The following is a 24,482-nucleotide window of genomic DNA, read 5'->3' on the forward strand; positions in this document are numbered from 1 at the left end:
CGAGATGACGGTGGCTCTGGGGTCGGCTCGCCATGGGCTGTCGGGCTGATGCACCCAGCGGCACGAGCGGGCGTTGACCTGCGCCCTCCTGTGGCTCCACTTGTGGCTCTGACTGTGGGTGCTGCGACGGCCCACCAGGCCCTGGGCGGTCCGATGTAGTGCTCGCACACCTTGGCCAGGTCCTCGTACCGGATATTGACCGGGTTGGCTCTCATCTGAGCCAGGGTCTTCGCAACTGACGGCACAAGATGTGGGTCCTGCACGCCGAGGGCATGGTCGTGCCCGAGCCGCGCAAACGTCCCAGGTCCTCCTACATCCGCTTCGAGGCCGACCTACCCAACGGGTGCTGGCAGGCCGACATCACCCACTGCTTCCTGGCCGACGGGACCCGGGTGGAGGTGCTGGACTTCCTGGATGACCATTCCCGCTACCTGCTGTACGCCCGCGCGGCACCGGCGTTCACCGGCCCGATGGTGGTCGCGGCCCTGCAGGAGCTGATCGACGTCCACGGTGCGCCTGCCTCCACCCTGACCGACAACGGACTGGTCTTCACCGCCCGCCTGGCCGGGCGCAAGGGCGCCCGCAACGGGTTCGAGAAGTTGCTGCAGGCCCATCAGATCCAGCAGAAGAACGGCCACCCCGGCCACCCGCAGACCCAGGGCAAGATCGAACGCTTCCACCAGACCCTCAAACGCTGGCTGGCCGCCCGGGCCCGCCCGGGCACGATCAGCGCCCTGCAGGACCAGCTGGATGAGTTCACCGGCTGGTACAACCACCAGCGCCCGCACCGCTCCGTCGGGCGCCGCACCCCCGCGGTCGCCTACGCCGCGCTGCCCAAAGCCACGCCCGCCACCCCGGCCGAGCCCGAGTGGCGCACCCGCACCGACCGCGTCGCCGCCACCGGCACCGTCTCCCTGCGCTACGCCGGCAAGCTGCGCCACCTGGGCATCGGCCGCGCCCACGCCGGCAAACCCGTCCTGATCCTCATCCAGGACACCCGCGTCATCACCAGCCACGCCGACACCGGCGAGATCCTGGCCGAGCACCACCTCGACGCCGACCGCGACTACCACCCCGCGACCCGACACCACATCGACGACACCCTGAGTCGCGACATCGACGACACCCCCGCGAACCCACAAAAAAAGCCCTGAGCCGCGACACCGTGTCAACGGTGTCGCGACTCAGGACAATGGTCGGGGTGACAGGATTTGAACCTGCGACCTCTTCGTCCCGAACGAAGCGCGCTACCAAGCTGCGCCACACCCCGTGGCAATGCGGCGGCGACGACGAGCGACGCACGCAGCGTCCGCAAGAATAACGCACACCCCCGTTCCGGACCGAATCCGCTCTCAGCTCCGGGGACGCAGGGTGAGCAGCGTGGCCTCGGGCCGGCAGCTGAACCGGAACGGTGTGTAGGGGTTGCCGCCGAGACCCGCCGACACGTGCAGCCACGCGGCGCCGTCGGGTGCCTGCGATGACGGGGCCGCTCCCGCCCCTGGCCACCAGCGCGACAGTCCGCTGACCCGCCCGGTGTCGAGGTCGCAGTTGGTGACGAGCGCGCCATACCCAGGGATCTGCAGCTGCCCGCCGTGCGTGTGGCCGGCGATCACGAGGCCCGCCCCGTCGCGCGTCATGCCGTCGAGGATGCGCTGGTATGGCGCGTGCGTCACCCCGATCGTCAGGGCGGCGTCGTCCGCGGCGGGGGCGGAGACCGCGGTGTAGTCGTCGTAGTCGAGGTGCGGGTCGTCGACGCCCACGAGCTCGAGCGGCACGCCCGCCACGTCGAGGCGGGCGCGGCGGTTGGTGAGGTCGAGCCAGCCTCTCCCGGTGAAGCCGTCGACGAGCTCCTGGGTGGGCAGGCGGCTCGGGTCGAGCGCCTCGTCGTGACGGCCGTCCCCGAGGCCGACGCGCACGTGGCTGTCGTCGAAGTAGCGCAACGGGTTCTTGGCGCGTGGGGCGAAGTAGTCGTTGGAGCCGAGGACGAACGCACCGGGAGCGTCGAGCAGCCCGTCGAAGGCGTCCAGGACCGCGGGCACCGCACGCTGGTCGGCCAGGTTGTCACCGGTGTCGATCACGAGGTCCGGTTCCAGCGCGGCGAGCCCGGCGACCCAGTCGCGCTTCATCCGCTGACGCGGCACCAGGTGCAGGTCGGAGACGTGGAGGACGCGCAGGGGCCGCGTGCCCGGCGGCAGGCAGGGGACGTCGACCTCGCGCAGGGCGAACCACCGAGGCTCGACCCAGGTCGCGTAGGCCGCGGCGCCCGCCGCGAGCCCCGAGGCCAGGCCGAGGGCGCGCCATACCGAAGACATGGGGTCGATCCTCGCACGCGAAAAGCACCCGGGCCCGCCGCGACCGGATGAGAGACTGGCGGCATGACCGAGCAGACCGGACTCAAGGCCACCCTCCAGCGCGACCTGACCGACGCGATGCGCGCCCAGGACAAGGTGCGTGCCGGCACGCTGCGGATGGCGCTCACCGCGATCGCGAACGAGGAGGTCGCCGGCAAGGAGGCGCGCGTCCTGGGCGAGGACGAGGTCCTCAAGGTCCTGGCCAAGGAGGCCAAGAAGCGTCGCGAGGCGGCGGAGGCCTACACCGGGGCGGGGCGACCCGAGCTGGCCGGGGCTGAGGAGGCCGAGCTGGCGGTCCTCGAGGGCTACCTGCCGGCGCAGCTCGACGACGCCGAGATCGAGCGGATGGCGCGCGAGGTGGTCGCCGAGCTGGGGGTCAGCGGCATGGCCGGCATGGGTCAGGTCATGAAGGAGCTGACGCCGCGCATCGCCGGTCGCGCGGAGGGCGGACGCGTCGCTGCCGCGGTGCGGGCGGCGCTCCAGGGCTGAGCGCAGACCACCGAGGGCACCGGCCACCCGCACCGGCCACCCGACCCGGACACGCACGAGGCCCCCACCGTGGAGGTGGGGGCCTCGTCGCGTCGGTCAGTCGTCCTTGCCGTCCTGGCCGGGCGGGTCAGGGTTGCCCGGTCCGCCGCCTCCGCCGCCGCCGTCGTCCGGCGGGGGCTCGATGGTCGGCGGGTCGGTCGTCGGGGGCGCGCTCGGCTCGGGCTCGTCCGGCTCCGGCTCGGTCGGCCCCGGCGCGGGGCGGGGAGCCGGCGCGGGAGCGGGGGCGGGGACGCCGGTCGAGACGTGCAGGACCACCGGGGTCGCCGTGTCGATCGAGGAGCCCACACCCGGGGTGGTGAACACGACCGTGCCCTCCGGCTGGCCGGACGCCACCCGCTGGATGCTGCCGGTCAGGCCGGCGTCGCGCAGCGCCTCCTGCGCCGCGGTCTCGGTCATCCCGATCACCTGCGGGATCGTCACTCGCTTGCCGTTGAGGATCTCGGCCGACGGCTTCTCCCAGTCCTCGACCGGCAGCTCGCGGTGCGCCCAGTCCATGAACTTCTTCCACGTCGGTGCCGCCAGCGACGAGCCGAACAGCGGGCCGTCGACGTAGGTGTCGCCGATCTGCAGGTCGACCATGTCACCGTCGTAGGGCTGGGAGTTGCCGATCCGGTTGCCGACGAAGATCGCGGTCGACAGCTGCGGGGTGAAGCCGGCGAACCAGGTGTGGGAGGAGTTGTCGTTGGTGCCGGTCTTGCCGCCCGCGGGGCGGTTGCCGTCCAGGATCGCCCGCCAGCCCGAGCCGGTCGGCGCGACGACCCCCTTGAGCAGCTCGACGGTGCCGAGGGCCACCTCCTTGTCGATGACCTGCTCGCACTCGGGCTTCTCGAAGGGGATCTCCTTGCCGGCGGAGTCGATGATCTTGGTCACCGGGACCGGCGGGCAGTAGAGACCGTCGGCGGCCAGGGCCGCGTAGGAGGCCGCCACCGTGAGGGGAGCGCCGTAGTCCGAGCCGAGCACGATCGACGGCGGGAAGGGGTCCGGCTCGGCGCCGTTGCCCTGGTGAATGCCGAGCTTGATCATCGTGTCGCGGATGTCGCAGGTGCCGACCTGGGAGGCCAGCGTGGCGAAGGCGGTGTTGATGGACAGGCCGGCCGCCGTCCGCAGCTTGACCTGCTCGTCGTGGTTCTTGTCCTCAGCGTTGCGGACCGTCCAGACCGGGTCGCCCAGCGTGCAGCCCTCCTGGAAGTCCTCCTTCTTGAAAACCCCCACCGGGTGCGTCTCGCCGTCGGCCGGCATCGGCTGCGGGTTCTCGGGGTTGTCCAGCCACACACCCCTGGAGTCGGCCAGACCCGGCTTGTCGATCTTGAGCGTGGCCTCGACCGGGATGCCCTTCTCGAGCGCCTCGACCAGGGTGTAGGCCTTGGCGACCGAGCCGATCTGCATACCGCCCGGGCCGCCGTAGGCGCTGTCGACGTTCCAGTTGACCGCGGTCTTGACAACCTTGTCGCTGGACTCCTCGAAGGAGTACTTGCTCGACTGGTTGATCGCCAGCACGTGCCCGGTGCCGGGCTCGACGACTGAGCCGGCCGAGCCGACGTGGTACTTGTTCTTGGGCGTGGCCTCGCGGAGCATCTGCCCGAGGGTCTTGGACATCTCCAGGTCGAGCGTCGTCTCGACGGTCAGCCCCTTGGTGGTCAGCGTCTCCAGCCGCTCAGCCGGCGTCTTGCCCAGGGCCGGCTGCTGCATGAGCCAGGCCGTGACGTAGTCGCAGAAGTAGGGGTTCTGGGAGTTGATGCAGGAGCGCTGGCTGTCCCGCAGGTTGCCCTCGATGAGCTCCGTGACCGAGACCGCCTTGGCCTCCTTGAGCTCCTTCTTGGTGATCATCTTCTGGGCGTACATCTTGTCCAGGACCGTGTCCCGGCGCTCCTGCGCCAGCTCGGGGTTGGCCACCGGGTTGGTCGCCGTGGGCGAGCGGACGACGCCCGCGAGGGTGGCCGCCTGCGACGGCGTGAGCTTCTTGGCGCTGGTGTTGAAGTAGTGGCGGGCGGCCGCCTCGACCCCGTAGACGTTGTCGCCGTAGAAGGCCAGGTTGAGGTAGCCGACCAGGATCTCGTCCTTGGTGAGGCGCTCCTCGAGCGTCACGGCATACTTCAGCTCGCGCAGCTTGCGGACGTAACCGTCCATGCCGGAGCGGGCGTCCAGCTGGCTGAGGGCCTCGGCGTCGCGGTTCTTGAGGGCCTCCTCCTTGAGCGCCATCTTGATGTACTGCTGCGTCAGCGTCGAGCCGCCCTGGGTGTTGTCCGAGGTGGCGTTGGAGACGACCGCGCGGGCCAGCGCCTCGAGGTCCATGCCCCCGTGCTGGTAGAAGCGTTCGTCCTCGATCGCGACCTGCGCGTCCTTCATGTTCTGGGAGATGTCCTTGCTCTCCACGATGATGCGGTTCTGCTTCGCCGGCGTCGCGAGGACCTTGCCGTTGGCCGCGAGGATCTTGGACTGCTGCGCCAGGGGGTTCTGGTCCAGGTCTCCGGGGAGGCGGTCGAACATGCCCACCCCCTCACGCGCGGCGAAGCCCGCAGCACCGACCACCGGGGCCAGCAGACCCGCCCCGATGATCCCCATGAGGACGGACACGGCCAGGAAGACCCCGAGCAGGGAGGTCAGCTTGGCAGCCGTAAAAGCAGAACGCATGCCCTCCACCGTAAAGGAGAAACCTGAGGAGTCCCGGTCAGCCGCGGACGGTGAGGCGTCGCAGGTGCGCCAGCAGGGTGGGGTAGGAGGGTGCCGCCGGGTCGATGAGCGGGAAGTGCGTCGTGCCCTCCATCACGTCGAGCACGTCGCGTCCGGGCTCGGCGCAGGCCTCCCACCAGGAGCGCGCCACGCTCACCGGGACCGCCTCGTCCGCGGTCCCGTGCATCACGACGACCGGGTATGGCGCGCGCCCCAGGCGCGCAGGGTCGGCGGCGTCGTAGCGGGCCGGGTGGGTGAGCGGCGTCCCGCCGACCAGGTCGACGGCGGCGTCGTCGCCGAGGCCCAGGTCGGCGGCCAGAGCGAGGTCCAGGCACCCGCCCAGGCTCACGGCGCCGCCGACGCCCACGGCCTCCGGCTGGTGGAGCAGCCACACCGCGAGGTGGCCGCCGGCGGAGTGGCCGACCAGCGCGACCGGTGCCCCCGCGGCCTCGGCCAGCACCGCGCTGAGCGCGGCGCGCACGTCGGTGAACGTCCCGTCCCAGCCGCCGCCCGCCATGCCGGTGCGGGCGTACTCCACGAGCGCGACGGCATACCCCTCCTGCGCGAGCGCGACGGCGAGGGGGCGCTGGTGGGTGCGGTCCCACTCGGCCCGCCAGAACCCGCCGTGGACCAGCACGACCCACGCCGGCGAAGCCGGGTCGCCGAAGACCTCGTAGATCTGGTGGGGCAGCGGGCCGTAGGCCGACGTGCGGCCCGGCGGGAGCACCGGGTGGGCGAGGATGGCGCGTGGGTCGGTGGTCACGCTCTGCCTCCGTGAGGGGTGCGACGGGCGACGAGTAGGGTCGGCGGCATGACGAACCAGCAGTGGGAGTACGCCACCGTCCCCCTCATCATCCACGCGACCAAGCAGATCCTCGACCAGTGGGGTCAGGACGGCTGGGAGCTCGTCCAGGTCGTCCCCGGCCCCGACGGCACGAACCTCGTCGCCTACCTCAAGCGCCCCAAGGCCTGACGCCGCCGCGTCCGGCGCCCCCTGTTTTCCACCGTCCTTCCCCACCGTCGAACCGACAGGAGACACGAGCAGCATGTCCGAGCAGTCCCTCAGCACCGTCGAGCAGCGCCTGGCCGAGCTGGGCCACACCGTCCCCGAGGTGGCCGCGCCGGTCGCCGCCTACGTCCCCGCCATGCAGCACGGCGACCTCGTCTTCACCTCCGGCCAGCTGCCGTTCGTGGACGGTGCGCTCCCCGCGACCGGCAAGGTGGGCGAGGGTGAGGGTCTGGTCGACCCGGAGGAGGCCAAGCGTCTCGCGGCCCTGTGCGCCCTCAACGCCATCGCCGCCGTCAAGGCGGTCGTCGGTGACCTCGACAAGGTCGCGCGCGTGGTCAAGGTCGTCGGGTTCGTCGCCAGCGACCCGGCCTTCACCGGTCAGCCCGGCGTGATCAACGGGGCGTCCGAGCTCCTGGGCCACGCGTTCGGCGACGCCGGCGTGCACGCGCGCTCGGCCGTCGGTGTGGCGGTGCTCCCGCTCGACACGCCGGTCGAGGTCGAGATCACCGTCGCCGTCCAGGCCTGACCCGATGAGCGCCTCGGCCGTGCCGGACCAGCCCTACCGCGACTTCCCGATGCCGCAGATCGTCGCGGCACAGGCGCGGTCCTGGCTCGACACGGCCGAGGTCGACCGGGTGGTCGCCCCGCCCCGACCGTCGGCGACGGTCATGCTGCTGCGAGAGGTCGGCGGGAGCGGCGAGGGCGGCGGCGCGGGCCACGCCGGGAGCACCGGCGTCGAGGTCTTCGTGCTCCACCGGGCCTCGACCATGCCGTTCGCCCCCGGCATGGTGGCCTTCCCCGGCGGCGGGGTGGACGTCCGCGACGCCGATCCCGGCGTGCCGTGGGCCGGACCGTCGCCGGCCGACTGGGCCGCGCGGCTCGGCGTCGCCGAGGACAGCGCCCGCGAGCTCGTGATCGCCGCCGCGCGCGAGGTGTTCGAGGAGTGCGGCGTCCTGCTGGCCGGGCCCACGCCGGACCAGGTCGTGGCCGACCTCACCGACCCGTCCTGGGACGCCGAGCGGGCCTCCCTGCTCGACCGGACGCAGAGCTTCGGGGAGCTGCTCACCCGCCTCGGACTGGTGCTGCGCACCGACCTCATGGCCGTGCGGGCGCACTGGATCACCCCGGTCTGCGAGCCGCGGCGCTACGACACCTGGTTCTTCGCCGCCCGTATGCCGCGCGGCCAGGTCGCCGACGATCTGAGCACGGAGGCCGTGAAGGTCGCGTGGACGACCCCCGAGCGGCTGCTGGCCGCGCAGGCTGACGGCGACGCGGTCATGCTGCCACCGACGCAGACGATGATCGAGCAGCTGGGGCGGGTCGAGCAGCTGGACGGCTGGCTCGCCCGCGATGTCCCCGTGCACTCCGTGATGCCCTGGCCGGTGGAGCGCGACGGCACCCTGTGGATGCGCTCGCCCGTCGACGTCGACGGTCACGGGCTGCCGGCAGGCCAGGGCTGAGCGTGCAGGGCCCCGGTCCGGCGGACCCCTCCTGGCAGGGCGGCGCCTGGGGCGCGCGCGCCGTCTGCGTGCTCTGCCCGAACCCCTCCCCGATGACCCTCGAGGGCACCAACACCTGGGTGCTGGCCGAGCCCGGGAGCACCGACGTCGTCGTGGTGGACCCCGGCCCGCTCGACGAGGGCCACCTGCAGGGAGTGCTCGACCACGTCGCCGGTCGCGGGGCACGGGTCGCGTTGACCCTGCTCACCCACGGCCACTGGGACCACGCCGAGTCCGCCTCGCGGTGGGCCGAGATCACCGCAGCCCCGGTGCGCGCCGTCGGCCGCGGGCACGACGACCTGGCGGCCGGCGAGCTGCTGCGGGTCGGGGGGCTGGAGCTGCTGACCGTCGCCACCCCGGGACACACCGCCGACTCGGTCTCCTTCCTGCTGCCGGCCGAGCAGGTGCTGCTCACCGGCGACACGGTCCTGGGCCGCGGGACGACCGTGGTGGCCTACCCCGACGGCGACCTCACGTCATACCTCGCGTCGTTGGAGCGGCTCCAGACGCTCACGGGCTCGGGACGGGTGACGAGCATCGCGCCCGGGCACGGCCCGGTGGTGCCGGACGCGGCGGGCACGGTCGCCTACTACCTGGAGCACCGCCACGAGCGGCTCGAGCAGGTGCGCCGCGCCCTGGACGTCCTGGGTGCCGAGCCGGAGCTGCCGGGCACCGGTCAGGACCTCGCCGACCTGGTGGTCGAGACCGTCTACGCGGACGTGCCTCGTGAGGTCTGGCCCGCGGCGCGGCTCAGCGTGCTGGCGCAGCTGGACTACCTGGGCGTCCTCTGAGGGGAGGGGTCAGCGGGCGCGTCGACGCAGGCGCTGCAGGTCCAGGAGCGTGACCGCCTTGGCGCCGAGGCTGATCCAGCCACGGTGGGCGAAGTCGGCGAGCGCCTTGTTGACCGTCTCGCGGCTGGCGCCGACGAGCTGGGCCAGCTCCTCCTGGGTGAGCTCGTGTGCCACGAGCAGGCCTGCCTCCGTGCGGCGGCCGAAACGGTCGGACAGGTCCAGCAGCGCCTTGGCGACCCGGCCGGGGACGTCGGTGAAGACGAGGTCGGAGATGCCCTCGTTGGTCCGGCGCAGGCGGTGGGCCATGCCGGCGAGCATCTGCATCGCGACCTCCGGGTGCGTCTGGAGGAAGGTGCGCAGCGACTCGTTGCCCAGCGAGATCAGCTCGCTGCCGGAGACGACGTAGGCCGTGCTCAGCCGCGGGCCCGGGTCGAACAGGCTCAGCTCGCCGAACATCTCGCCGGGGCCCAGCACGGACAGGAGCGACTCACGGCCGTCGCCGGAGGCGCGCGCAAGCTTCACCTTGCCGGAGACGATGACGTAGAGGGAGTCACCCGGGTCCCCCTCCCGGAAGACGACCTCACCCCGGGCGAGGCGCTGCGGTGTCATGGAGCTGACGAGCCTCTCCGCCGTGACCTCGTCGAGGGCGGAGAACAGCGGTGCCTTCATCACGACGTGCTGGTCCACGGGCACATCGTCGCACGTCACGGCTCGCGAGGCACGGATAGGTGTGTCGTCGGTCACGTCTAGGCTGGTCGGGTGAGCATGGTGGACGCGCAGGACGGGCAGCAGACCGCGACGACGGCGACGGGGGAGAGCCCGCTGGCCCTGACCCGCCGCGCGCGGCGGATGCACCGCCTCCTGTCCGAGCGCTACCCGGACGCGCGCTGCGAGCTCGACTTCGAGGACCCCTTCCAGCTCCTCGTCGCCACCGTGCTCTCCGCGCAGACGACCGACGTGCGGGTCAACGGAGTCACGCCGACCCTGTTCGGCCGCTATCCCGACGCCCGGGCGCTGGCCGGCGCGGAGCGTCCGGACGTCGAGACCATCGTGCAGCCGACCGGCTTCTTCCGCGCCAAGACCGACAGCATCCTGCGCCTGGCGGCTGACCTCGTCGAGCGCTTCGACGGGCAGGTCCCCGGACGCCTGAAGGACCTGGTGACCCTCCCGGGGGTGGGCCGAAAGACGGCCAACGTCGTCCTCGGCAACGCCTTCGGGGTGCCCGGGATCACCGTCGACACGCACTTCGGACGTCTCGTGCGGCGTTTCGGGTGGACCGAGGAGGAGGACCCCGTCAAGGTCGAGCACGCCGTCGGCGCGCTGTTCCCCCGCAAGGACTGGACCCAGCTGTCCAACGTGCTGATCTTCCACGGTCGACGCACCTGTCACGCCCGACGACCGGCGTGCGGCGCCTGCCCCGTCACGCGCCTGTGCCCCTCCTACGGCGTCGGCGAGACGGACCCGACCAAGGCCGCCGCGCTGCTGCGCACGGCGCCGCGCGGGTGAGGGAGAGGCGCGTGACGACATACCCGCCCCCGGCCTGGCTCACCGGGCTCGCCGACCGGCTGCCCACGCTGGACCGCGAGGCGTTCAGCCGCTTCCGTCCGCCGCCGGAGGGTGGCGAGCGGCACTCGGCGGTGCTCATGCTCTTTGCGCCCGGTGACGCCGAGCCGGAGGACACCACCGTCGTCATCACCGAGCGCTCGCACTCGATGCGTCGGCACGCCGGTCAGCCGGCCTTCCCCGGCGGTGGCACCGAGCCGGGTGACGCGGACGCCGTCCACACCGCGCTGCGGGAGGCCTGGGAGGAGATAGGCCTCGAGAGCAGCGGCGTGGAGGTGCTCGGACAGCTCCCGACGCTGCACCTGTCGGTGAGCGGGTATGACGTGACGCCCGTCCTGGCCTGGTGGCGCCGCCCCGCGCCGGAGACCCTGTGGGCCAAGGACCCGCGCGAGGTGGCGCGCGTGCTGCGCCCGAGCGTGGCCTCGCTGGTGGCTCCGGAGGCGCGCTTCCAGGTCCGGCACCCGAGCGGTTTCGTCGGGCCGGCGTGGGACGTCGAGGGGCTGCTCGTGTGGGGCTTCACCGGCGGCATCCTCGACCGGGTGCTGGACCTCGGTGGCGTGGCGCAGCCGTGGGACCGCGGACGGACCCGCGAGCTGCGGCTCTGACGGGCGGACCGTCGGGACCGCGAGTTTCAGCTGCGGCGGGCGGGCTCCAGGGCGGTCGGCTGCGCCTCCGGCGCGCGCGCACCCTTGAGCTGGGCCGGCGCCTGCTTGAGCGTGGCGACGGTCTCCTGCGCGTTGCTGATCGCGCGCTCGGGCTTGCCCTTGACCTGGGTGACCTGCTTCTTGCCCACGAGGGCCAGCACACCGGCGACGACGAAGAGCAGCGCAGCCATGATGAGGATGGAGGCCCACACCGGCAGCCAGATCGCGATCACGGCGGCCATGCCGAGGAACAGCAGACCCAGCCCGTAGAGCGCGAACACCGCGGCCCCGGCGAACATGCCGGCACCCTTGCCCGCGTGGGCGACGTCCTGCTTGATCTCGGCCTTGGCGAGCTCGATCTCGCCGCGCATGATCTGCGAGACGTCGTTCGAGACGTCGCTCACGAGCTGCCCGATGGAGCGCTCGCCGGTCAGGCCGCGGAGCGGCTGGTGGCCAGGATCGACGGGAGTGGTCATGCCGTGGAGGATATCTGCCCCGCGACGTCGGCGCAGGTCGGCTGGCCGCCCAGGGGTCGTGCCTGGTCGCCCGGCATCTCCTGCCTGGCACGTCAATGGGTCCGCCCGGCACCCCCTGTGTGTGCCGGGCGGACCCGATCGACGACCGGTCCCGTGACAGCCGGTGGGGCTCTCCCCGAAGGGGGCCGCCTTGTCGACTCCTCCATGGTGTCATGCGGCGGCACCCGTTCCTAGGCCTCTTCGGTAAGGGTTTGTTAAAGATTTCGGGCGTCCGGCCGGGGCCGTGAGCCGAGACCGCGGCCCGTACAGTGGCCGCCGTGACCAGCGATCCCGCCCACGCTGCCCTGGGGCGCCTGCTCGCCCTGACCGGTGTCGAGGAGGCGGTCGGCGCGGCGCGCGAGGCGTGCACCGCCCTGCGCTGGCACGAGGCGCTGCGTCGCCGGATCCCCGAGGCGGCCGCCGAGTCCCGCGTGCGCGGCGCAGCCGCCAGCGCCATGCTCGAGGGGGCCGAGCCGGCCGGCTCGCAGGGGAGCGTCCCGCTCGTGCGCGAGCTGGTGCGCGGGGCCGTGGACTGGCAGGAGCGCGCCGATGACCCGGTATGGCGCGTGCTCGCCGGCGCGGTCCGCGCCACCTCGGCCACCGAGCAGATCGGGGGGCCGCAGCTGCGGTCGCCCGGCCAGGTCCTCGCCGGTCTGCACACGGCGGCCACCGGGGGTCTTGTCGCGCCCGGCCAGGTCGGTCGACCGCGCGTGGAGGGGGAGGACGCTCTGGAGTGGACCGAGCTCGGCCCTGCCCCGGGCGTCGGCGAGATGCACGCGCGCCTGGGTCTGGTCCACGAGCTCGTGTCGGGAGTCACCGACGGACGGCTGCCGACCCTGCTCGTGGCGGCGGTGGTGCACGCCGAGATCGTGGTGGCGCGGCCCTTCGTGCTGGGCAACGCCATCGTGGCGAGGGCCCTCGAGCGCGTCGTGATCCGCGTCGGCGGACTGGACCCCACGGGGGTGGCCGTGCCCGAGGTCGGGCACGCGGACCGGGCCGGGGCGGACTACCGAGGAGCTCTCACGGCCTACGCCTCCGGTGGGAGCGAGGGGGTGCGGCTGTGGCTGCTGCACTGCGCCGAGGCGGTCGAGAGGGCAGCCGCCGAGGGCGTGCGCATCGCCGACGCCGTCCGGGCGGGCAGGCTGGGCTGAACCCACGTCGGAGGCGCCCTGAGGAGATGACGCCGGGAGGCGTCGAGGGCCAGGGCCGCTGCTCCTCGTCGACGGCGGCGCAGGGAGGTCCGTCCGCCGGCAACTCGCCGGTCACGTAGTTGCAGCAGGGTGATCGCGGGGTGCATACTTGATGAACAGCGCTCCTCGCAAGAGTCGCAGCGCGGGTGCTCCGGACCATCCCCCCCTGGTCCTGGGCACCGACGGCCCCGGCTCCCCCCGCCGGGGCCGTCCCCGTTTCCGGCCCGTGCGGTGGTCCCGGCTGTGCGGTGAGGTCCGGGGTTGTCCACATGCCGCCGCGCACCGGGCGGTCGTCCACAGGTGCGGGCCCGTCGGTTTCCTCGAGCTCCGGCCGTGACGACCCTTGGTCGTCATGGAAGAGCGAGCGCGAATCGTCATCGGCGTCCTGAGAGCCAGCGGAGGGTTGGGGGCCAGTACCCTCGCGGCAGCCGTCGCCCGCGTGGCGGCCGACGTGGGCCGCTCGGCCCTGCTGGTCGACCTGGGTCCGCACGGGGGAGGGATCGACAGCCTCGTCGGGTGCGCGCACGAGCCAGGGGTGCGTTGGGTCTCGGGCGTGCGCCGCGGCGCCGTCGACCCCGGCACGTTGCCGCAGTGGCACGGGCTGCACGTGCTCAGCCATGGACGGCTGCTGCCGCCGGGCGAGACCCTCGGTCGGGAGGCGCTGGGCGTCGTGACGGGCCTGACGAGGTCGTTCGACGTCACGGTCCTCGACCTGCCCGTCCCGGACCACCCGCACTCCCGCACGTGGCTCGGGCTCTGTGACGCGGTCGTGCTCCTCGTGGGGTCGCGGCCGGCCCAGGTGGCTGCGGCGCTGACGGTCCACGGCATGGCCGGCCAGGTGATGGGCGTCGTGGTGCGTCCTGCCTCCGGTGGCCTGCGGTCGTCCGACGTGGCGGACGCGCTGGGGCTGGAGCTCGTGGGGGTGCTCGGTGATGACCCGCAGGCGCTGCGGGCCCACCTGTCCCAGGAGCCGCCGGGGCGGGAGGACGGGCCGCTGCGCGACGTGGCGGCCGGCATCCTGGCCAGCTGCGGCTGCCCGGGCCGGAGCGAAGGAGCGGCCTGATGGAGCGCGTGGGCCCTGCGCCCGGTGCCGCCGTCCGCGGCCATGGGCCGGACGGCAGCGCGGGGGCGGGTGGATCCATGCCGCCTGCCGCCGTGGCGGCGACCGGGTCCGTCGCGGCAGCGCTCGGTCCGCTCGCCGCGCTGCTCGAGGACCCGCTGGTCACCGACGTGCTGGTCAACGGCGACAGCGGGGTCTGGGTGGACCGGGGGCGCGGCGTCGAACCGGCTCCGGTGGTGCTCAGCGACGATCGATCCGTGCGCCGTCTTGCCGTCCGCCTGGCGGGCCTCGCCGGGCGGCGGCTCGACGACGCGAGTCCCTACGTCGACGGGTTGCTGCCGGGCGGGGTGCGTCTGCACGCAGTCCTGCCGCCGGTGGTGTCCGGTGGGCCCCACGTCAGTCTGCGCGTGCCGCGGTCGGTGGCGCCCAGCCTGCATCGGCTGGTGGCCTGGGGTGCGCTCGATGAGCGAGCACGGACGGTCCTCGAGTCCGTCGTCGCGGCTCGCGCCTCCTTCCTGGTGACGGGCGGGACGGGCTCCGGCAAGACGACGCTGCTCGCCGCGATGCTCGGCTGCGTCGAGCCTGCGGAGCGCGTGGTCGTCGTCGAGGACGTCCGTGAGCTCTCGGTCGACCATCCGCACGTGGTGCACCTCCAGGGACGCAGCAACAACGTCGAGGGGCGCGGCGAGGTCACGCTCACCTCGCTGGTGCGGCAGAGCCTGCGGATGCGGCCGGACCGCCTTGTGGTCGGCGAGGTGCGCGGCGGGGAGTGCCGGGAGCTCATGGCCGCGCTGAACACCGGTCACCGGGGTGGCTGCGGGACCGTCCACGCCAACGCGGCCTCCGACGTGGTGGCCCGCATGGAGGCCCTGGGAGCCCTGGCGTCGATGAGCCCCGATGCTGTCCACGCCCAGCTCGCCAGCGCCGTCGAGGTCGTCGTGCACGTCGCGCGGGACGACGGGCGTCGCCGGCTCACCGAGGTCGCCGTCCTCGAGCGGGGCGCCGACGGCCGGGTGCGAGCGGTGTCCGCGCTGGCAGGTGGGCCGGGCCGCTGGCAGACGGGGCCGGGCTGGGGACGGCTGAGCGGCCTCCTTGGGCTGCCCCGGGACCTGCGCGACCTCCTGCCCCGCACGCCGGACACCCGCGTCGTCGTCCGATGAGCGCGGCCGGACGCGTGACGCACCGCCCCGGTCGGCGGGACGCGCGCCGCGAGCCGTCAGGAGCGCTGCGTCTGCTGGGCCGGGGGCGCGGTCCCGCACCGGTCCTCGAGGAGGTCCACCTTCTCGACGGCCTGGCCGCCGCGCTGGAGGCCGGGATGCCCACGCACCGGGCGGTGCGGCTCGCGCTGGACGGCGCGTCGCGGGCGGGCGTGGTGCCGCCGGAGTGGGTCGAGCTGCGCCGGGCCGCCGACCTGGGGCAGTCCCTCGGGCCCGTGTGGCTCAGGCTCGCGCGCCGGACGGCCAGCCCGACCCTGGCCGCCGCCGGCCGTGCGTGGGTGGTCGCCGTCGCGACCGGCGCGCCCCTGGCGGGCGCCGTGCGCACCGCGGCTCATGCAGCGCGCGAACGACACCGTCTCGCGCGGGCACTGGAGACCGCGACCGCCGGCGCGCGTGCGACCGCGACCGTCCTCGGACTCCTTCCCCTGGCCGGGATCGGCCTGGCGGCCGTGCTGGGGGTGGGGCCGGTCACGCTCTACGGGAGCGTCCCGGCCCTGGCCTCGCTCGTGGGCGGGGCCGTCCTGCTGGCCACCGGCCACGTCGTCGTGCGGGCGATGGTGGCCCGGGTGAGCGACCTGGGATGAGCGAGAGCGTGCAGCTGCTCTGCGCCGCCGCGCTCGCCGTGGCCGGGATCCTGTCCTGGCCGTCGCCCCCGCGGCGATGGAGCGTGACGACGCGACCGCCGCCGGCGTCCGGCGGTGTCCTCGGGACCGACGCGCGACGGGGGACCGCTGGCGGGACCGGGGGTCGGCACCTCGTGCCGGAGGCCCTCGAGCTCATCGCGCTCGCGCTGGGGGGTGGGGCGTCGGTGGTGGCAGCGGTGGCGGAGGTGGCCTCGACGTTGCCCGCGCCTCTCGGGGCCGAGCTTGGGCAGGTCGCCTCAGGGCTGGCGGGTGGCGACGACCCCGTGCAGGTGTGGGAGCGCACGGGAGACCACTGGGCACCGGCCCGACGGGCGCTGGGCCTGGCCGAGGCAGCCGGCGTCGCGCCGACCGAGGCGCTCCTCGCAGCTGCCGCGGACCTGCGCCGCGACGCCGTCGCGGACGTCGAGGTCGCGACCGCCAGGCTGGCGGTGCGGCTGGTCCTGCCGCTGGGGCTCGCCTACCTGCCGGCCTTCGTGCTCACGACGGTCGTCCCGCTCGTCCTCGCGCTGGTGCGCGACCTCTCGTGACGAGTTGTCCACACCCGGCAGGGCGACCGCGCGGTCGTCCACAGATCTCGTCGGGGCACCTGACGGGCCGGCCCGCGCGACCGAGAGTTGAACCACGCCGATCCCAGTCGGGGGTCGCAACACCAGGAGGGGAACATGAAGAGAAGCACCATGTCGCTCGCGGCGGCGGTCCGCCAGCTGCGCCGCACCAAGGACGCCGGGATGACCACGGCCGAGTATGCCGTGGGCACGATCGCGGCCTGTGCGTTCGCCGCGCTGCTGCTCGCGGTCATCAAGTCGGGCTCGATCGAGACGCTGGTGGCCAACGTCATCACCACCGCCCTGTCGGTGTCGCTGTGACGCGGCGCGGGCACCGGGGCCACGACGCGGGGATGACGACGGCCGAGCTGGCCCTGGCGACCCCGGCCGTGGTCCTGGTGCTCGCGCTGTGCCTCTCGGGGATGACGTTCGCGCTGGACCAGCTCCGGTGCGAGGACGCCGCGCGGGTGGCCGCCCGCGCGGCGTCCCGCGGGGAGCAGGCCGACGCGGTCCGGGCGCTCGCGGAGACCCGGCTACCGGAGGGCGCGCGCATCTCGGTGGAGCGGGAGGACGACCTGGTCCGCGTGGAGGTCCTCGGCCCGCGTCGTGCCCGCACCCTGCCAGGTCTCCCGGCGGCGCAGGCCGAGGCGGTCGCGCAGCTCGAGCCGGGGGCCCGACCGTGAGTGTCGTCGGTGCCGGGAGGCACCACGCCGAACGGGGGAGCGGGACCGTCCTGGCCGTCGGCCTGGTGGGGGTGCTCCTCACCCTGCTGGTGGCTGGTCTGCTGATCGCCGACGTGGCGATCGCCGGTCAGCGAGCCAGGACGGCTGCCGACCTCGCCGCGCTCGCCGCAGCCGGCCGCGCGCTGGAGGGCGCCTCCGAGGGGGAGGTGTGCGCGGCAGCCTCAGCCGTCGCGGCGCGCAACGGTGCCCCGCTGACCTCGTGCTCGCTGGACGTCGCCGGACGCGTCGGATCGAGAGGTCTGCCGTCGGTCCGGGTCACCGCAGCCCGGGACACTGCCGCTGGGGGTTGGACGGTGGAGGCACGAGCCCGGGCGGGAGGCGTCGTGCCGTGAGAGCGAGCCCCAACGGTGCTGGGAGCGGGCGCGGCCGAGCTCTCAGCGGCCGTCGACGTCCCTGCCGAGGGTCCCGTCCGGGCGAGCCGGCCCGGGGGTCGGTCCGGTGGTCGTCGGCCCCTGAGTCGTCGGTCCGGTCGTCGCCCCGGGAGCGGTCGTGGTCGAGCCGGTGACCGGGGCCTGCGTCCTGGCCGGTCCCGGCACCGACGTGGGGCGGGGGACGGTCGCGTCGCCGGCCCGCTCGACGCGTCGGTCAGCCTGCTTGGCCTGGCGCTTGAGCTCACGGACCTCCTTGGCCCGACGCGCCTTCAGGCGGGCGCCCGCGCCGACCATCCAGAACCCCAGGGCCGCGACGGCGAGGGTCAGCAGGCCGGCGAGGTAGAGCCACAGCGGCGGCAGCTCGAGGTTGAGGATGCCGTAGTCCAGGCGTACGTCCGGCATCCCGGTGGTGGCGGCGACCATGTAGGCGATGACGCCCGCGGCCAGGAGGATCAGCAGGAAGCCGAAGATCAGCATGTCGGGACCTTTCCGGGGGCTGCACGCGCGACCAGGACCGCGGCCGCTGCCTGGGTGACGCGGCGCTGCCGAGGGTAACCGACCCCGCGCCGTCGCACCATGCGAGCGCGTCGAGGTCCAGGCCTGCTACCTGGCTGGGACCGTGACGCTGCGCTCGGTGAGCAGGTGCGAGAGGACCGCGACCGCGCCCGCCTTGTCCAGGGGGTCGTTGCCGCTGCCGCACTTGGGCGACTGCACGCACCGGGGGCAACCCGCGTCGCACGCGCACTCCTCGACCAGGTCGCGGGTGGCCGCGAACCAGGTCGCGGCCTCGCCGTAGCCCCGCCGCGAGAAGCCCGCGCCGCCGGCGTGGCCGTCGTAGACCATCACCGTCGGCAACCCCGTGTCGGGGTGCAGGGCGGTGGAGACGCCGCCGACGTCCCAGCGGTCGCAGGTGGCCAGGAGCGGGAGCATCCCGATCGCGGCGTGCTCGGCGGCGTGCAGGGCGCCCGGGACCGCGTCCTGGCCGATCCCGGCCAGCGCGAGCTCCTCCTCGGGGAGGGTCCACCACACCGCCTGGGTGACCAGGCAGCGCTCGGGGAGGTCGAGGGGGTGCTGGCCGATCACCTCACCCGTGGGCAGGATCCGCTGGAAGCTGGTGACCCGCGTCGTCACCTCCACCCGGCCGGTGCACAGGTGCGCCGCTCCCCAGGCGGTGGCGGACTCGGTGGACCGGATCCTGAAGGTGCTCTCGCTGCGGGCCCGGGTGGTCCAGCCGGGGTCGCCCACGACGACCATCGCCACGCCCGCCTCCAGGTCCAGCTCGGTCACCACGTGGGGTGTTCCCTGGTGCACGTACACCGCGCCCTCGTGCACGGTCGTGAGCGCGCGTTCCTCGTCCACCGTCCCGAGCACCCGGCCGCTGCGCGCGTCGACGATCTGCACCGGCTGCCCGGCGTCGCGCAGCTGCACGTGGTCGCTGGCGCGGTCCTCGCGTGCCCAGTACCACCCCGTGGGGCGGCGGCGCAGGACCCCTCCGGCCACCAGCTGCTCGGCCAGCTCCGGCACCAGCTCGCCGAACCACCTGACGTCGTCCCTGGTCAGCGGCAGCTCGGCGGCGGCCGCAGCGAGGTGCGGCGCGAGGACGTACGGGTTCTGCGGGTCCAGGACGCAGGCCTCGACGGGCGCGTCGAAGATCAGCTCGGGATGGGAGAGGAGGTAGGCGTCGAGCGGGTCGTCGGCCGCCACGAGCACGGCGAGCGAGGGAGCCCCGCGGCGTCCCGCGCGCCCGGCCTGCTGCCAGAAAGAGGCACGGGTGCCCGGCCAGCCGGCCATGACCACGGCGTCCAGACCGGCGATGTCGATCCCGAGCTCCAGCGCGCTCGTCGCCGCCAGGCCCATGATCTCCCGCTCCCGCAGCGAACGTTCGAGCGCGCGACGCTCCTCGGGCAGGTAGCCCCCGCGGTAGGCGGCCACCAGACCGTCGGCGGGCGGTGCGCCGCGGGCCTCGAGCTCCTGGCGGGTGCGGGAGGCCACGACCTCGACGCCCTGGCGGGACCGCGCGAAGGCCACGGTCTGCACCCCGGTGTCGACCAGGTCCGCCAGCACCGAGGCGGTCTCGGCGGTCGTGCCGCGGCGGGTCCCGTCCTCCGCCGTCGGGGGCTCCCACAGGGCGACCAACGTCTCCCGACGCGGCGACGCGTCCTGGGTGACCGCGACCACGGGCTGCCCCACGAGGGTCGAGGCGAGCCGCTCAGGCTCGGCCACCGTGGCCGAGGCGAGGACGACGGTGGGGTGCGCGCCATACCGCGCAGCGACCCGCAGGAGGCGACGCAGCACCGCGGAGACGTGGGCGCCGAACACGCCTCGGTAGACGTGGCACTCGTCCACCACGACGTAGCGCAGCGCCCGGAGGAAGGCCCGCCAGCGCTCATGGCCCGGCAGCAGCGTGTGGTGGAGCAGGTCCGGGTTGGTGAGGACGTAGTGCGCGTGCTCGCGCACCCAGCGCCGCTCCTCCGGCGGGGTGTCGCCGTCGAGCGTCGCGGTGCGCACCCCGGGAACGGCGAGGGTGTGCAGCCGTGCCGCCTGGTCGGCGCCAAGCGCCTTGGTGGGGGCGAGGTAGAGCGCGGTGGCGCCACGACCGCTGGCCGCGCCGGCCCCCTCGCACAGCGCGGTGAGCACCGGCAGCAGGTAACCCAGGGACTTGCCGGACGCGGTGCCGGTGGCCACGATCACGTGCCGACCCGCGCGCGCGTGCTCCGCTACCTCGGACTGGTGGCCCCACAGGGTGTGGATCCCCTCGCCGTGCAGCGCCGCGGTGACCTCGGGAGCGACCCAGGCCGGCCACGGGACGGTCCGTCCCTCGCGCGCCGGGACCGTGCGGGCATGCACCAGCCGCCCGGCGCGTGGGCCACGGGTCAGGTGGGCCAGCGCCGTCTGCGGGTCGAAGGGTGCGGGCTGCGTCATCGTCGTCCCACCGTACGTCCGTGCGACGACATACCATGCCCGCGACCCGGCACCGTCCGTCAGGTCGCTACAGTGACCGCATCCACACAGCGGGGAGGACCCCCGCGCCGCTGCCCGCAGAGCCGCGGGCCACCTCAGGAAGGTGTACCTATGACACCCGTCCGTGCCGTGACCGAGGTGACGCTGTCCAGCGCCGACACCTCGATCGTCGTCGTGGTGCTCTGCATCGCGCTCGTCGCCCTGGTGATGGGCTTCGTCTACCGGCGCGAGGTGCTCGCCGCCTCGCCGGGGACCGAGTCCATGCAGGAGATCGGCGGCGCCGTGCAGGAGGGTGCCTCCGCCTACCTGGGCCGCCAGTTCCGCACCCTGGGCATCTTCGCCGTCGTGGCCTTCTTCCTCCTGATGGCCCTGCCCGCCGACGACCTGGGGGTCCGGATCGGCCGTTCGGTCGCCTTCCTCTTCGGCGCGGCGTTCTCGGCGAGCATCGGCTATCTGGGCATGAACCTCGCCACCGCCGCCAACATGCGCGTGGCCGAGGCGGCCCGCCACGGCGACCGGGACGCGGGCATGCGCATCGCCTTCCGCACCGGCGGCACCGTCGGCATGGCCACGGTCGGCCTGGGGCTGCTCGGTGCGGCACTGGTCGTGCTCATCTACCGCGGTGACGCCCCGAAGGTGCTCGAGGGCTTCGGCTTCGGCGCCGCGCTGCTCGCGATGTTCATGCGGGTCGGCGGCGGCATCTTCACCAAGGCCGCCGACGTCGGCGCCGACCTGGTCGGCAAGGTCGAGGCGGGCATCCCCGAGGACGACCCGCGCAACGCGGCCACCATCGCCGACAACGTCGGCGACAACGTGGGTGACTGCGCCGGCATGGCCGCGGACCTGTTCGAGTCGTATGCCGTCACGCTCGTCGCGGCGCTCATTCTCGGCACCGCGGCGCTCGGCAACGAGGGCGGTCTGACCTTCCCCCTCATCATCCCGGCGATCGGTGTCGTCACCGCCATCCTGGGCGTCTACATCACCCGCGCGCGCAACGGCGAGAACGCCCTGCGCGCCATCAACCGCAGCTTCTACATCTCCGCCGGTGTCGCCGCGGTCGCCTCGGTCATCGCCGCGTTCGTCGTCCTGCCGGACGACGCCTCGCAGCTGGGCGGGATCACCGACGAGGGCCTGCTGGCCGGCGGCGCGGCGAGCGTCGTGGACGTCAACCCCGCGCTCGGCGCGGCGGCCGCCGTGGTCATCGGCATCGTGCTGGCGGCCTTCATCCTCTGGCTGACCGGCTACTTCACCGGCACCGAGAGCAAGCCCACCAACGACGTGGCCCGCACCTCGCTGACCGGGCCGGCCACCGTGGTCCTCTCGGGCATCGGCGTGGGCCTGGAGTCCGCCGTCTACACCGCGGTGACGATCGCGATCGCCATCTTCGCGCTGTTCACGCTCGGCGGCGGGTCGCTCATCCTCTCGCTCTTCTTCGTCGCGCTCGCCGGCTGCGGCCTGCTGACGACCGTCGGCGTCATCGTCGCGATGGACACCTTCGGCCCGGTCTCCGACAACGCGCAGGGCATCGCCGAGATGTCCGGCGACGTCGACGGGGAGGGCGCGCAGATCCTCACCGAGCTGGACGCGGTCGGCAACACCACCAAGGCCATCACCAAGGGCATCGCTATCGCGACCGCCGTGCTCGCGGCGACCGCGCTCTTCGGCTCCTACCTCGACGCCATCGTCCAGGCCGTGCGCACGGCCGTCGGCGACGACACCGGGGCGGTCTGGGACCAGTTCCTCGTCTTCGACCCGCGCGCCCTCGTCGGCATGCTCATCGGTGGCGCCGTCGTCTTCCTCTTCTCCGGCCTGGCGATCAACGCCGTCACCCGCGCCGCCGGGGCGATCGTCTTCGAGGTCCGCCGCCAGTTCCGCGAGAAGCCCGGCATCATGGACTACACCGAGAAGCCGGAGTACGCCCGCGTCGTCGACATCTGCACCCGCGACTCGTTGCGCGAGCTGGCCACACCGGGTCTGCTCGCGGTCTTCGCCCCGATCGCCGTCGGCTTCGGCCTGGGCGTGGGCGCGCTCGCGGGCTACCTGGCGGGCGCCATCGTCACCGGTGTGCTCATGGCCATCTTCCTGGCCAACTCCGGCGGCGCCTGGGACAACGCCAAGAAGATCGTCGAGGACGGCCACTACGGCGGCAAGGGCACGGACGCCCACGCCGCGACCGTCATCGGCGACACCGTCGGCGACCCCTTCAAGGACACCGCCGGCCCGGCCATCAACCCCCTCATCAAGGTGATGAACCTCGTCGCGCTGCTGATCGCCCCGGCGATCATCGGCCTGACCTACGGCGACGGCGCCAGCGCGCCGATCCGCTGGGGCATCGCGCTCGTCGCCCTCGTGGTGATCGTCGCGGCCGTCGTGGTCTCCAAGCGCCGCGACATCGCGATCGGCGACGCCCCCGAGAGGGCCGGGGTCCTCACCGAGAGCTGACACCTCAGCCTCGCGGCACCGCACCGCAGCAGCGACCGCCCGTCCACCGGCTCTGGCCGTGGGGCGGGCGGTCGCTGTTCGCGACGGTCGTGTGACAACCTCGTGCCGTGCCGACCCGCCACGAGCCCTCGTCCCACGACGCGCCCCTGACCGACGACGCGCCCCTGACCGACGACACCTCACCCACCGCGGACCGCACCGCGCCCCCTGCGCCCGTCGTCGTCCCCGACCTCGTGGCCGCGCTGCGCGAGGACCTGGCAGCCGCCGTGTACACCGTGGACCGGGTCCAGGAGGTGCTGGGCGAGCGAGCGGCAGCGGCTCTGTGGCGCGAGCAGCCCCTCCCGGCCGACCTCGCCACCCGTGACGAGCCCGACCCGGTGGCCGTGCTCGTCCGCTGCTTCGTCCTCGGCCGACCCGTGCCGACCGCCACGCTGCAGGCGACGCTCCCGCGGACCGGGATCGCCGGCCTGCTCGCCCTGCGCCTGGTCACCCATCCTGACGGCGACGACGCGACGGCGGTCGCGACGAGCGACCTGCGTCCCTACGGCGACGAGGAGCACACCTGGTGGGTCTCCTCCGACCTGTCCGAGATCGCCCTCGGCGGTGCCCTGCCGACCGACCACGTCCTCGGGGTCGGGGGCGCCTCGACCACCCTCGCCTCCTGGACCCCGCGTCCCCAGGTCGAGCGGGCCCTCGACCTGGGCACAGGCTGCGGGGTGCAGGCGCTGCACCTGGCCGGGCACACGGCATACCCGGTGGTCGCGACCGACCTGTCGGGGCGCGCGCTGGAGCACGCGCTCTTCACGGCGGCCCTCAACGACGTCCCGCTGCACCTGCGCCGCGGCAGCCTGCTCGAGCCCGTCGCGGGGGAGCGGTTCGACCTCGTCGTGAGCAACCCGCCGTTCGTCATCACGCCGCGCTCCGCGGACGTGCCGGTCTACGAGTACCGCGACGGCGGTGTCGCGGGCGACGCGCTGGTCGCGGATCTGGTCCGGGGCATCGGTGAGCACCTCAACCCCGGCGGCATCGCGCAGCTGCTGGCCAACTGGGAGCTCGCGGAGGGGGAGGACTGGCGCGAGCGTGTCGGCCGCTGGTTGGACGGCACGGGGCTGGACGCCTGGGTGGTCCAGCGGGAGGTCCAGGACGTCGCCGAGTATGCCGAGACCTGGGCCCGGGACGGCGGTCACCGCCCCGGGACGGCCCGGTTCGACGCGCTGTATGCCGCGTGGCTGCGCGACTTCGACGCGCGCGGCGTGGCGGCGGTCGGGTTCGGGGTGGTCACGCTGCAGAGGCCGGTCGGCGAGCGCGATCCCTGGCGCGACATGGACGAGGTGCGCACCCCGGTCGCCTCGCCCATGGGGCCGACCGTGCTCGCCGGGCTGCGGGCCCGCACCTGGCTGGCTGAGCACACCGAGGACGAGCTGCTCGACGTGCCCTGGCAGGTGGCCGACGACGTGACGGAGGAGCGGGTCGGCCGACCGGGTGCGCCGGACCCGCAGGTCATCCAGCTGCGCCAGGGCGGCGGTCTGCGCAGGGTGGTGCGGCTCGACACCCTCGGCGCCGGCTTCGTCGGTGCTTGCGACGGGGAGCTCACCGCCCGGCAGCTGTGCGCGGGCCTGGCCGTGCTCACGGGGTCGGAGGTCGCCGACGTCCAGCAGGCGCTGGTGCCGCTGGTGCGCGACCTCGTCAAGGACGGGTTGCTGCGCTGAGGAGCCGCC

General features: G+C 73.7%; 24 protein-coding genes, 1 tRNA gene and 1 pseudogene. 18 read left to right on the forward strand and 8 right to left on the reverse strand.

The window, feature by feature from the left end; translation table 11 throughout:
• Positions 1-269: 269 nt before the first annotated feature.
• Positions 270-1,154 (forward strand): annotated as a pseudogene (locus IEV65_RS00535) (integrase core domain-containing protein); the annotation flags it as partial.
• 39 nt (positions 1,155-1,193) lie between these two features.
• Here IEV65_RS00535 and IEV65_RS00540 read toward each other — a convergent pair.
• Both IEV65_RS00540 and IEV65_RS00545 read right to left on the reverse strand, forming a co-directional pair.
• A tRNA-Pro gene (locus IEV65_RS00540) sits at positions 1,194-1,270 on the reverse strand.
• An 82-nt stretch (positions 1,271-1,352) separates the two neighbouring features.
• A complete protein-coding gene (locus IEV65_RS00545; protein WP_188427689.1) occupies positions 1,353-2,312 on the reverse strand; it encodes a metallophosphoesterase in 960 nt (319 codons plus the stop codon).
• 63 nt (positions 2,313-2,375) lie between these two features.
• Here IEV65_RS00545 and IEV65_RS00550 point away from each other — a divergent pair, with 63 nt between their 5' ends.
• Positions 2,376-2,840, forward strand: coding sequence for a GatB/YqeY domain-containing protein (locus IEV65_RS00550; RefSeq protein WP_188427690.1), 465 nt, complete (start codon positions 2,376-2,378; stop codon positions 2,838-2,840).
• A gap of 96 nt (positions 2,841-2,936) precedes the next feature.
• Here IEV65_RS00550 and IEV65_RS00555 read toward each other — a convergent pair whose 3' ends face one another.
• Positions 2,937-5,531: a transglycosylase domain-containing protein gene (locus IEV65_RS00555; RefSeq protein WP_188427691.1), complete on the reverse strand. Its 2,595-nt coding sequence runs from the start codon at positions 5,529-5,531 to the stop codon at positions 2,937-2,939.
• A 37-nt stretch (positions 5,532-5,568) separates the two neighbouring features.
• Entirely contained in the window at positions 5,569-6,333 is a 765-nt protein-coding gene (locus tag IEV65_RS00560) for an alpha/beta hydrolase family protein (RefSeq protein ID WP_188427692.1), read from the reverse strand.
• A 48-nt stretch (positions 6,334-6,381) separates the two neighbouring features.
• Here IEV65_RS00560 and sp36 point away from each other — a divergent pair, with 48 nt between their 5' ends.
• From sp36 to IEV65_RS00580, 4 genes are all read left to right on the forward strand, one after another.
• Complete coding sequence (gene sp36 / locus IEV65_RS00565; RefSeq protein ID WP_188427693.1) at positions 6,382-6,543, forward strand: Sp36 family protein; 162 nt, start codon at positions 6,382-6,384, stop codon at positions 6,541-6,543.
• Between the two features lie 73 nt (positions 6,544-6,616).
• Positions 6,617-7,105, forward strand: coding sequence for a RidA family protein (locus tag IEV65_RS00570; RefSeq protein ID WP_188427694.1), 489 nt, complete (start codon positions 6,617-6,619; stop codon positions 7,103-7,105).
• Positions 7,106-7,109: 4 nt separating this feature from the next.
• A complete protein-coding gene (locus IEV65_RS00575; protein ID WP_188427695.1) occupies positions 7,110-8,039 on the forward strand; it encodes an NUDIX hydrolase in 930 nt (309 codons plus the stop codon).
• 2 nt (positions 8,040-8,041) lie between these two features.
• Positions 8,042-8,869, forward strand: a complete 828-nt coding sequence (locus IEV65_RS00580; RefSeq protein WP_371870142.1) for an MBL fold metallo-hydrolase — start codon at positions 8,042-8,044, stop codon at positions 8,867-8,869.
• 9 nt (positions 8,870-8,878) lie between these two features.
• Here IEV65_RS00580 and IEV65_RS00585 read toward each other — a convergent pair whose 3' ends face one another.
• Positions 8,879-9,556, reverse strand: coding sequence for a Crp/Fnr family transcriptional regulator (locus IEV65_RS00585; RefSeq protein WP_188427696.1), 678 nt, complete (start codon positions 9,554-9,556; stop codon positions 8,879-8,881).
• Positions 9,557-9,634: 78 nt separating this feature from the next.
• Between IEV65_RS00585 and nth the strand changes: the two genes are divergently transcribed.
• Positions 9,635-10,375, forward strand: a complete 741-nt coding sequence (nth, locus tag IEV65_RS00590; RefSeq protein ID WP_188429314.1) for an endonuclease III — start codon at positions 9,635-9,637, stop codon at positions 10,373-10,375.
• Positions 10,376-10,386: 11 nt separating this feature from the next.
• On the forward strand, positions 10,387-11,037 hold the full coding sequence (locus IEV65_RS00595; RefSeq protein WP_229734755.1) for an NUDIX hydrolase: 651 nt from the start codon (positions 10,387-10,389) through the stop codon (positions 11,035-11,037).
• 26 nt (positions 11,038-11,063) lie between these two features.
• On the opposite strand, the gene IEV65_RS00600 is transcribed toward IEV65_RS00595, so the two are convergent.
• Complete coding sequence (locus tag IEV65_RS00600; RefSeq protein ID WP_188427698.1) at positions 11,064-11,552, reverse strand: phage holin family protein; 489 nt, start codon at positions 11,550-11,552, stop codon at positions 11,064-11,066.
• 317 nt (positions 11,553-11,869) lie between these two features.
• Here IEV65_RS00600 and IEV65_RS00605 point away from each other — a divergent pair, with 317 nt between their 5' ends.
• The 8 genes from IEV65_RS00605 to IEV65_RS00640 all read left to right on the forward strand — a co-directional run bounded on the left by IEV65_RS00605 (position 11,870) and on the right by IEV65_RS00640 (position 17,322).
• Positions 11,870-12,742, forward strand: a complete 873-nt coding sequence (locus tag IEV65_RS00605; RefSeq protein ID WP_188427699.1) for a Fic family protein — start codon at positions 11,870-11,872, stop codon at positions 12,740-12,742.
• A 442-nt stretch (positions 12,743-13,184) separates the two neighbouring features.
• Positions 13,185-13,844: a CpaE-like family protein gene (locus tag IEV65_RS00610; protein ID WP_188427700.1), complete on the forward strand. Its 660-nt coding sequence runs from the start codon at positions 13,185-13,187 to the stop codon at positions 13,842-13,844.
• A 77-nt stretch (positions 13,845-13,921) separates the two neighbouring features.
• Positions 13,922-15,001, forward strand: coding sequence for a TadA family conjugal transfer-associated ATPase (locus IEV65_RS00615; protein ID WP_229734756.1), 1,080 nt, complete (start codon positions 13,922-13,924; stop codon positions 14,999-15,001).
• Positions 14,998-15,642: a type II secretion system F family protein gene (locus IEV65_RS00620; protein ID WP_188427702.1), complete on the forward strand. Its 645-nt coding sequence runs from the start codon at positions 14,998-15,000 to the stop codon at positions 15,640-15,642. Before IEV65_RS00615 ends, IEV65_RS00620 begins: the two co-directional genes overlap by 4 nt.
• Complete coding sequence (locus tag IEV65_RS00625) at positions 15,639-16,229, forward strand: type II secretion system F family protein (RefSeq protein WP_188427703.1); 591 nt, start codon at positions 15,639-15,641, stop codon at positions 16,227-16,229. The genes IEV65_RS00620 and IEV65_RS00625 overlap by 4 nt, the downstream gene beginning before the upstream one ends.
• Before the next feature lie 135 nt (positions 16,230-16,364).
• The gene (locus IEV65_RS00630; protein WP_188427704.1) at positions 16,365-16,568 is read left to right on the forward strand and encodes a DUF4244 domain-containing protein; all 204 of its coding nucleotides are present in this window, start codon (positions 16,365-16,367) and stop codon (positions 16,566-16,568) included.
• A complete protein-coding gene (locus IEV65_RS00635; protein WP_229734757.1) occupies positions 16,565-16,930 on the forward strand; it encodes a TadE family type IV pilus minor pilin in 366 nt (121 codons plus the stop codon). The genes IEV65_RS00630 and IEV65_RS00635 overlap by 4 nt, the downstream gene beginning before the upstream one ends.
• On the forward strand, positions 16,927-17,322 hold the full coding sequence (locus IEV65_RS00640) for an Rv3654c family TadE-like protein (RefSeq protein WP_188427706.1): 396 nt from the start codon (positions 16,927-16,929) through the stop codon (positions 17,320-17,322). Before IEV65_RS00635 ends, IEV65_RS00640 begins: the two co-directional genes overlap by 4 nt.
• A gap of 42 nt (positions 17,323-17,364) precedes the next feature.
• On the opposite strand, the gene IEV65_RS00645 is transcribed toward IEV65_RS00640, so the two are convergent.
• On the reverse strand, positions 17,365-17,838 hold the full coding sequence (locus IEV65_RS00645) for a hypothetical protein (RefSeq protein ID WP_188427707.1): 474 nt from the start codon (positions 17,836-17,838) through the stop codon (positions 17,365-17,367).
• 126 nt (positions 17,839-17,964) lie between these two features.
• Complete coding sequence (locus tag IEV65_RS00650; protein WP_188427708.1) at positions 17,965-20,283, reverse strand: DEAD/DEAH box helicase; 2,319 nt, start codon at positions 20,281-20,283, stop codon at positions 17,965-17,967.
• A 150-nt stretch (positions 20,284-20,433) separates the two neighbouring features.
• Between IEV65_RS00650 and IEV65_RS00655 the strand changes: the two genes are divergently transcribed.
• Positions 20,434-22,764 carry a sodium-translocating pyrophosphatase gene (locus IEV65_RS00655; RefSeq protein WP_188427709.1) on the forward strand — a complete coding sequence of 777 codons (2,331 nt, stop codon included), beginning with the start codon at positions 20,434-20,436 and terminating at the stop codon, positions 22,762-22,764.
• A gap of 107 nt (positions 22,765-22,871) precedes the next feature.
• Positions 22,872-24,473, forward strand: a complete 1,602-nt coding sequence (locus tag IEV65_RS00660; protein ID WP_308642540.1) for a DUF7059 domain-containing protein — start codon at positions 22,872-22,874, stop codon at positions 24,471-24,473.
• Positions 24,474-24,482 lie beyond the last annotated feature (9 nt).

The organism is Ornithinimicrobium tianjinense (genome assembly GCF_014636495.1).
GTDB classification, from domain to species: domain Bacteria; phylum Actinomycetota; class Actinomycetes; order Actinomycetales; family Dermatophilaceae; genus Ornithinicoccus; species Ornithinicoccus tianjinensis.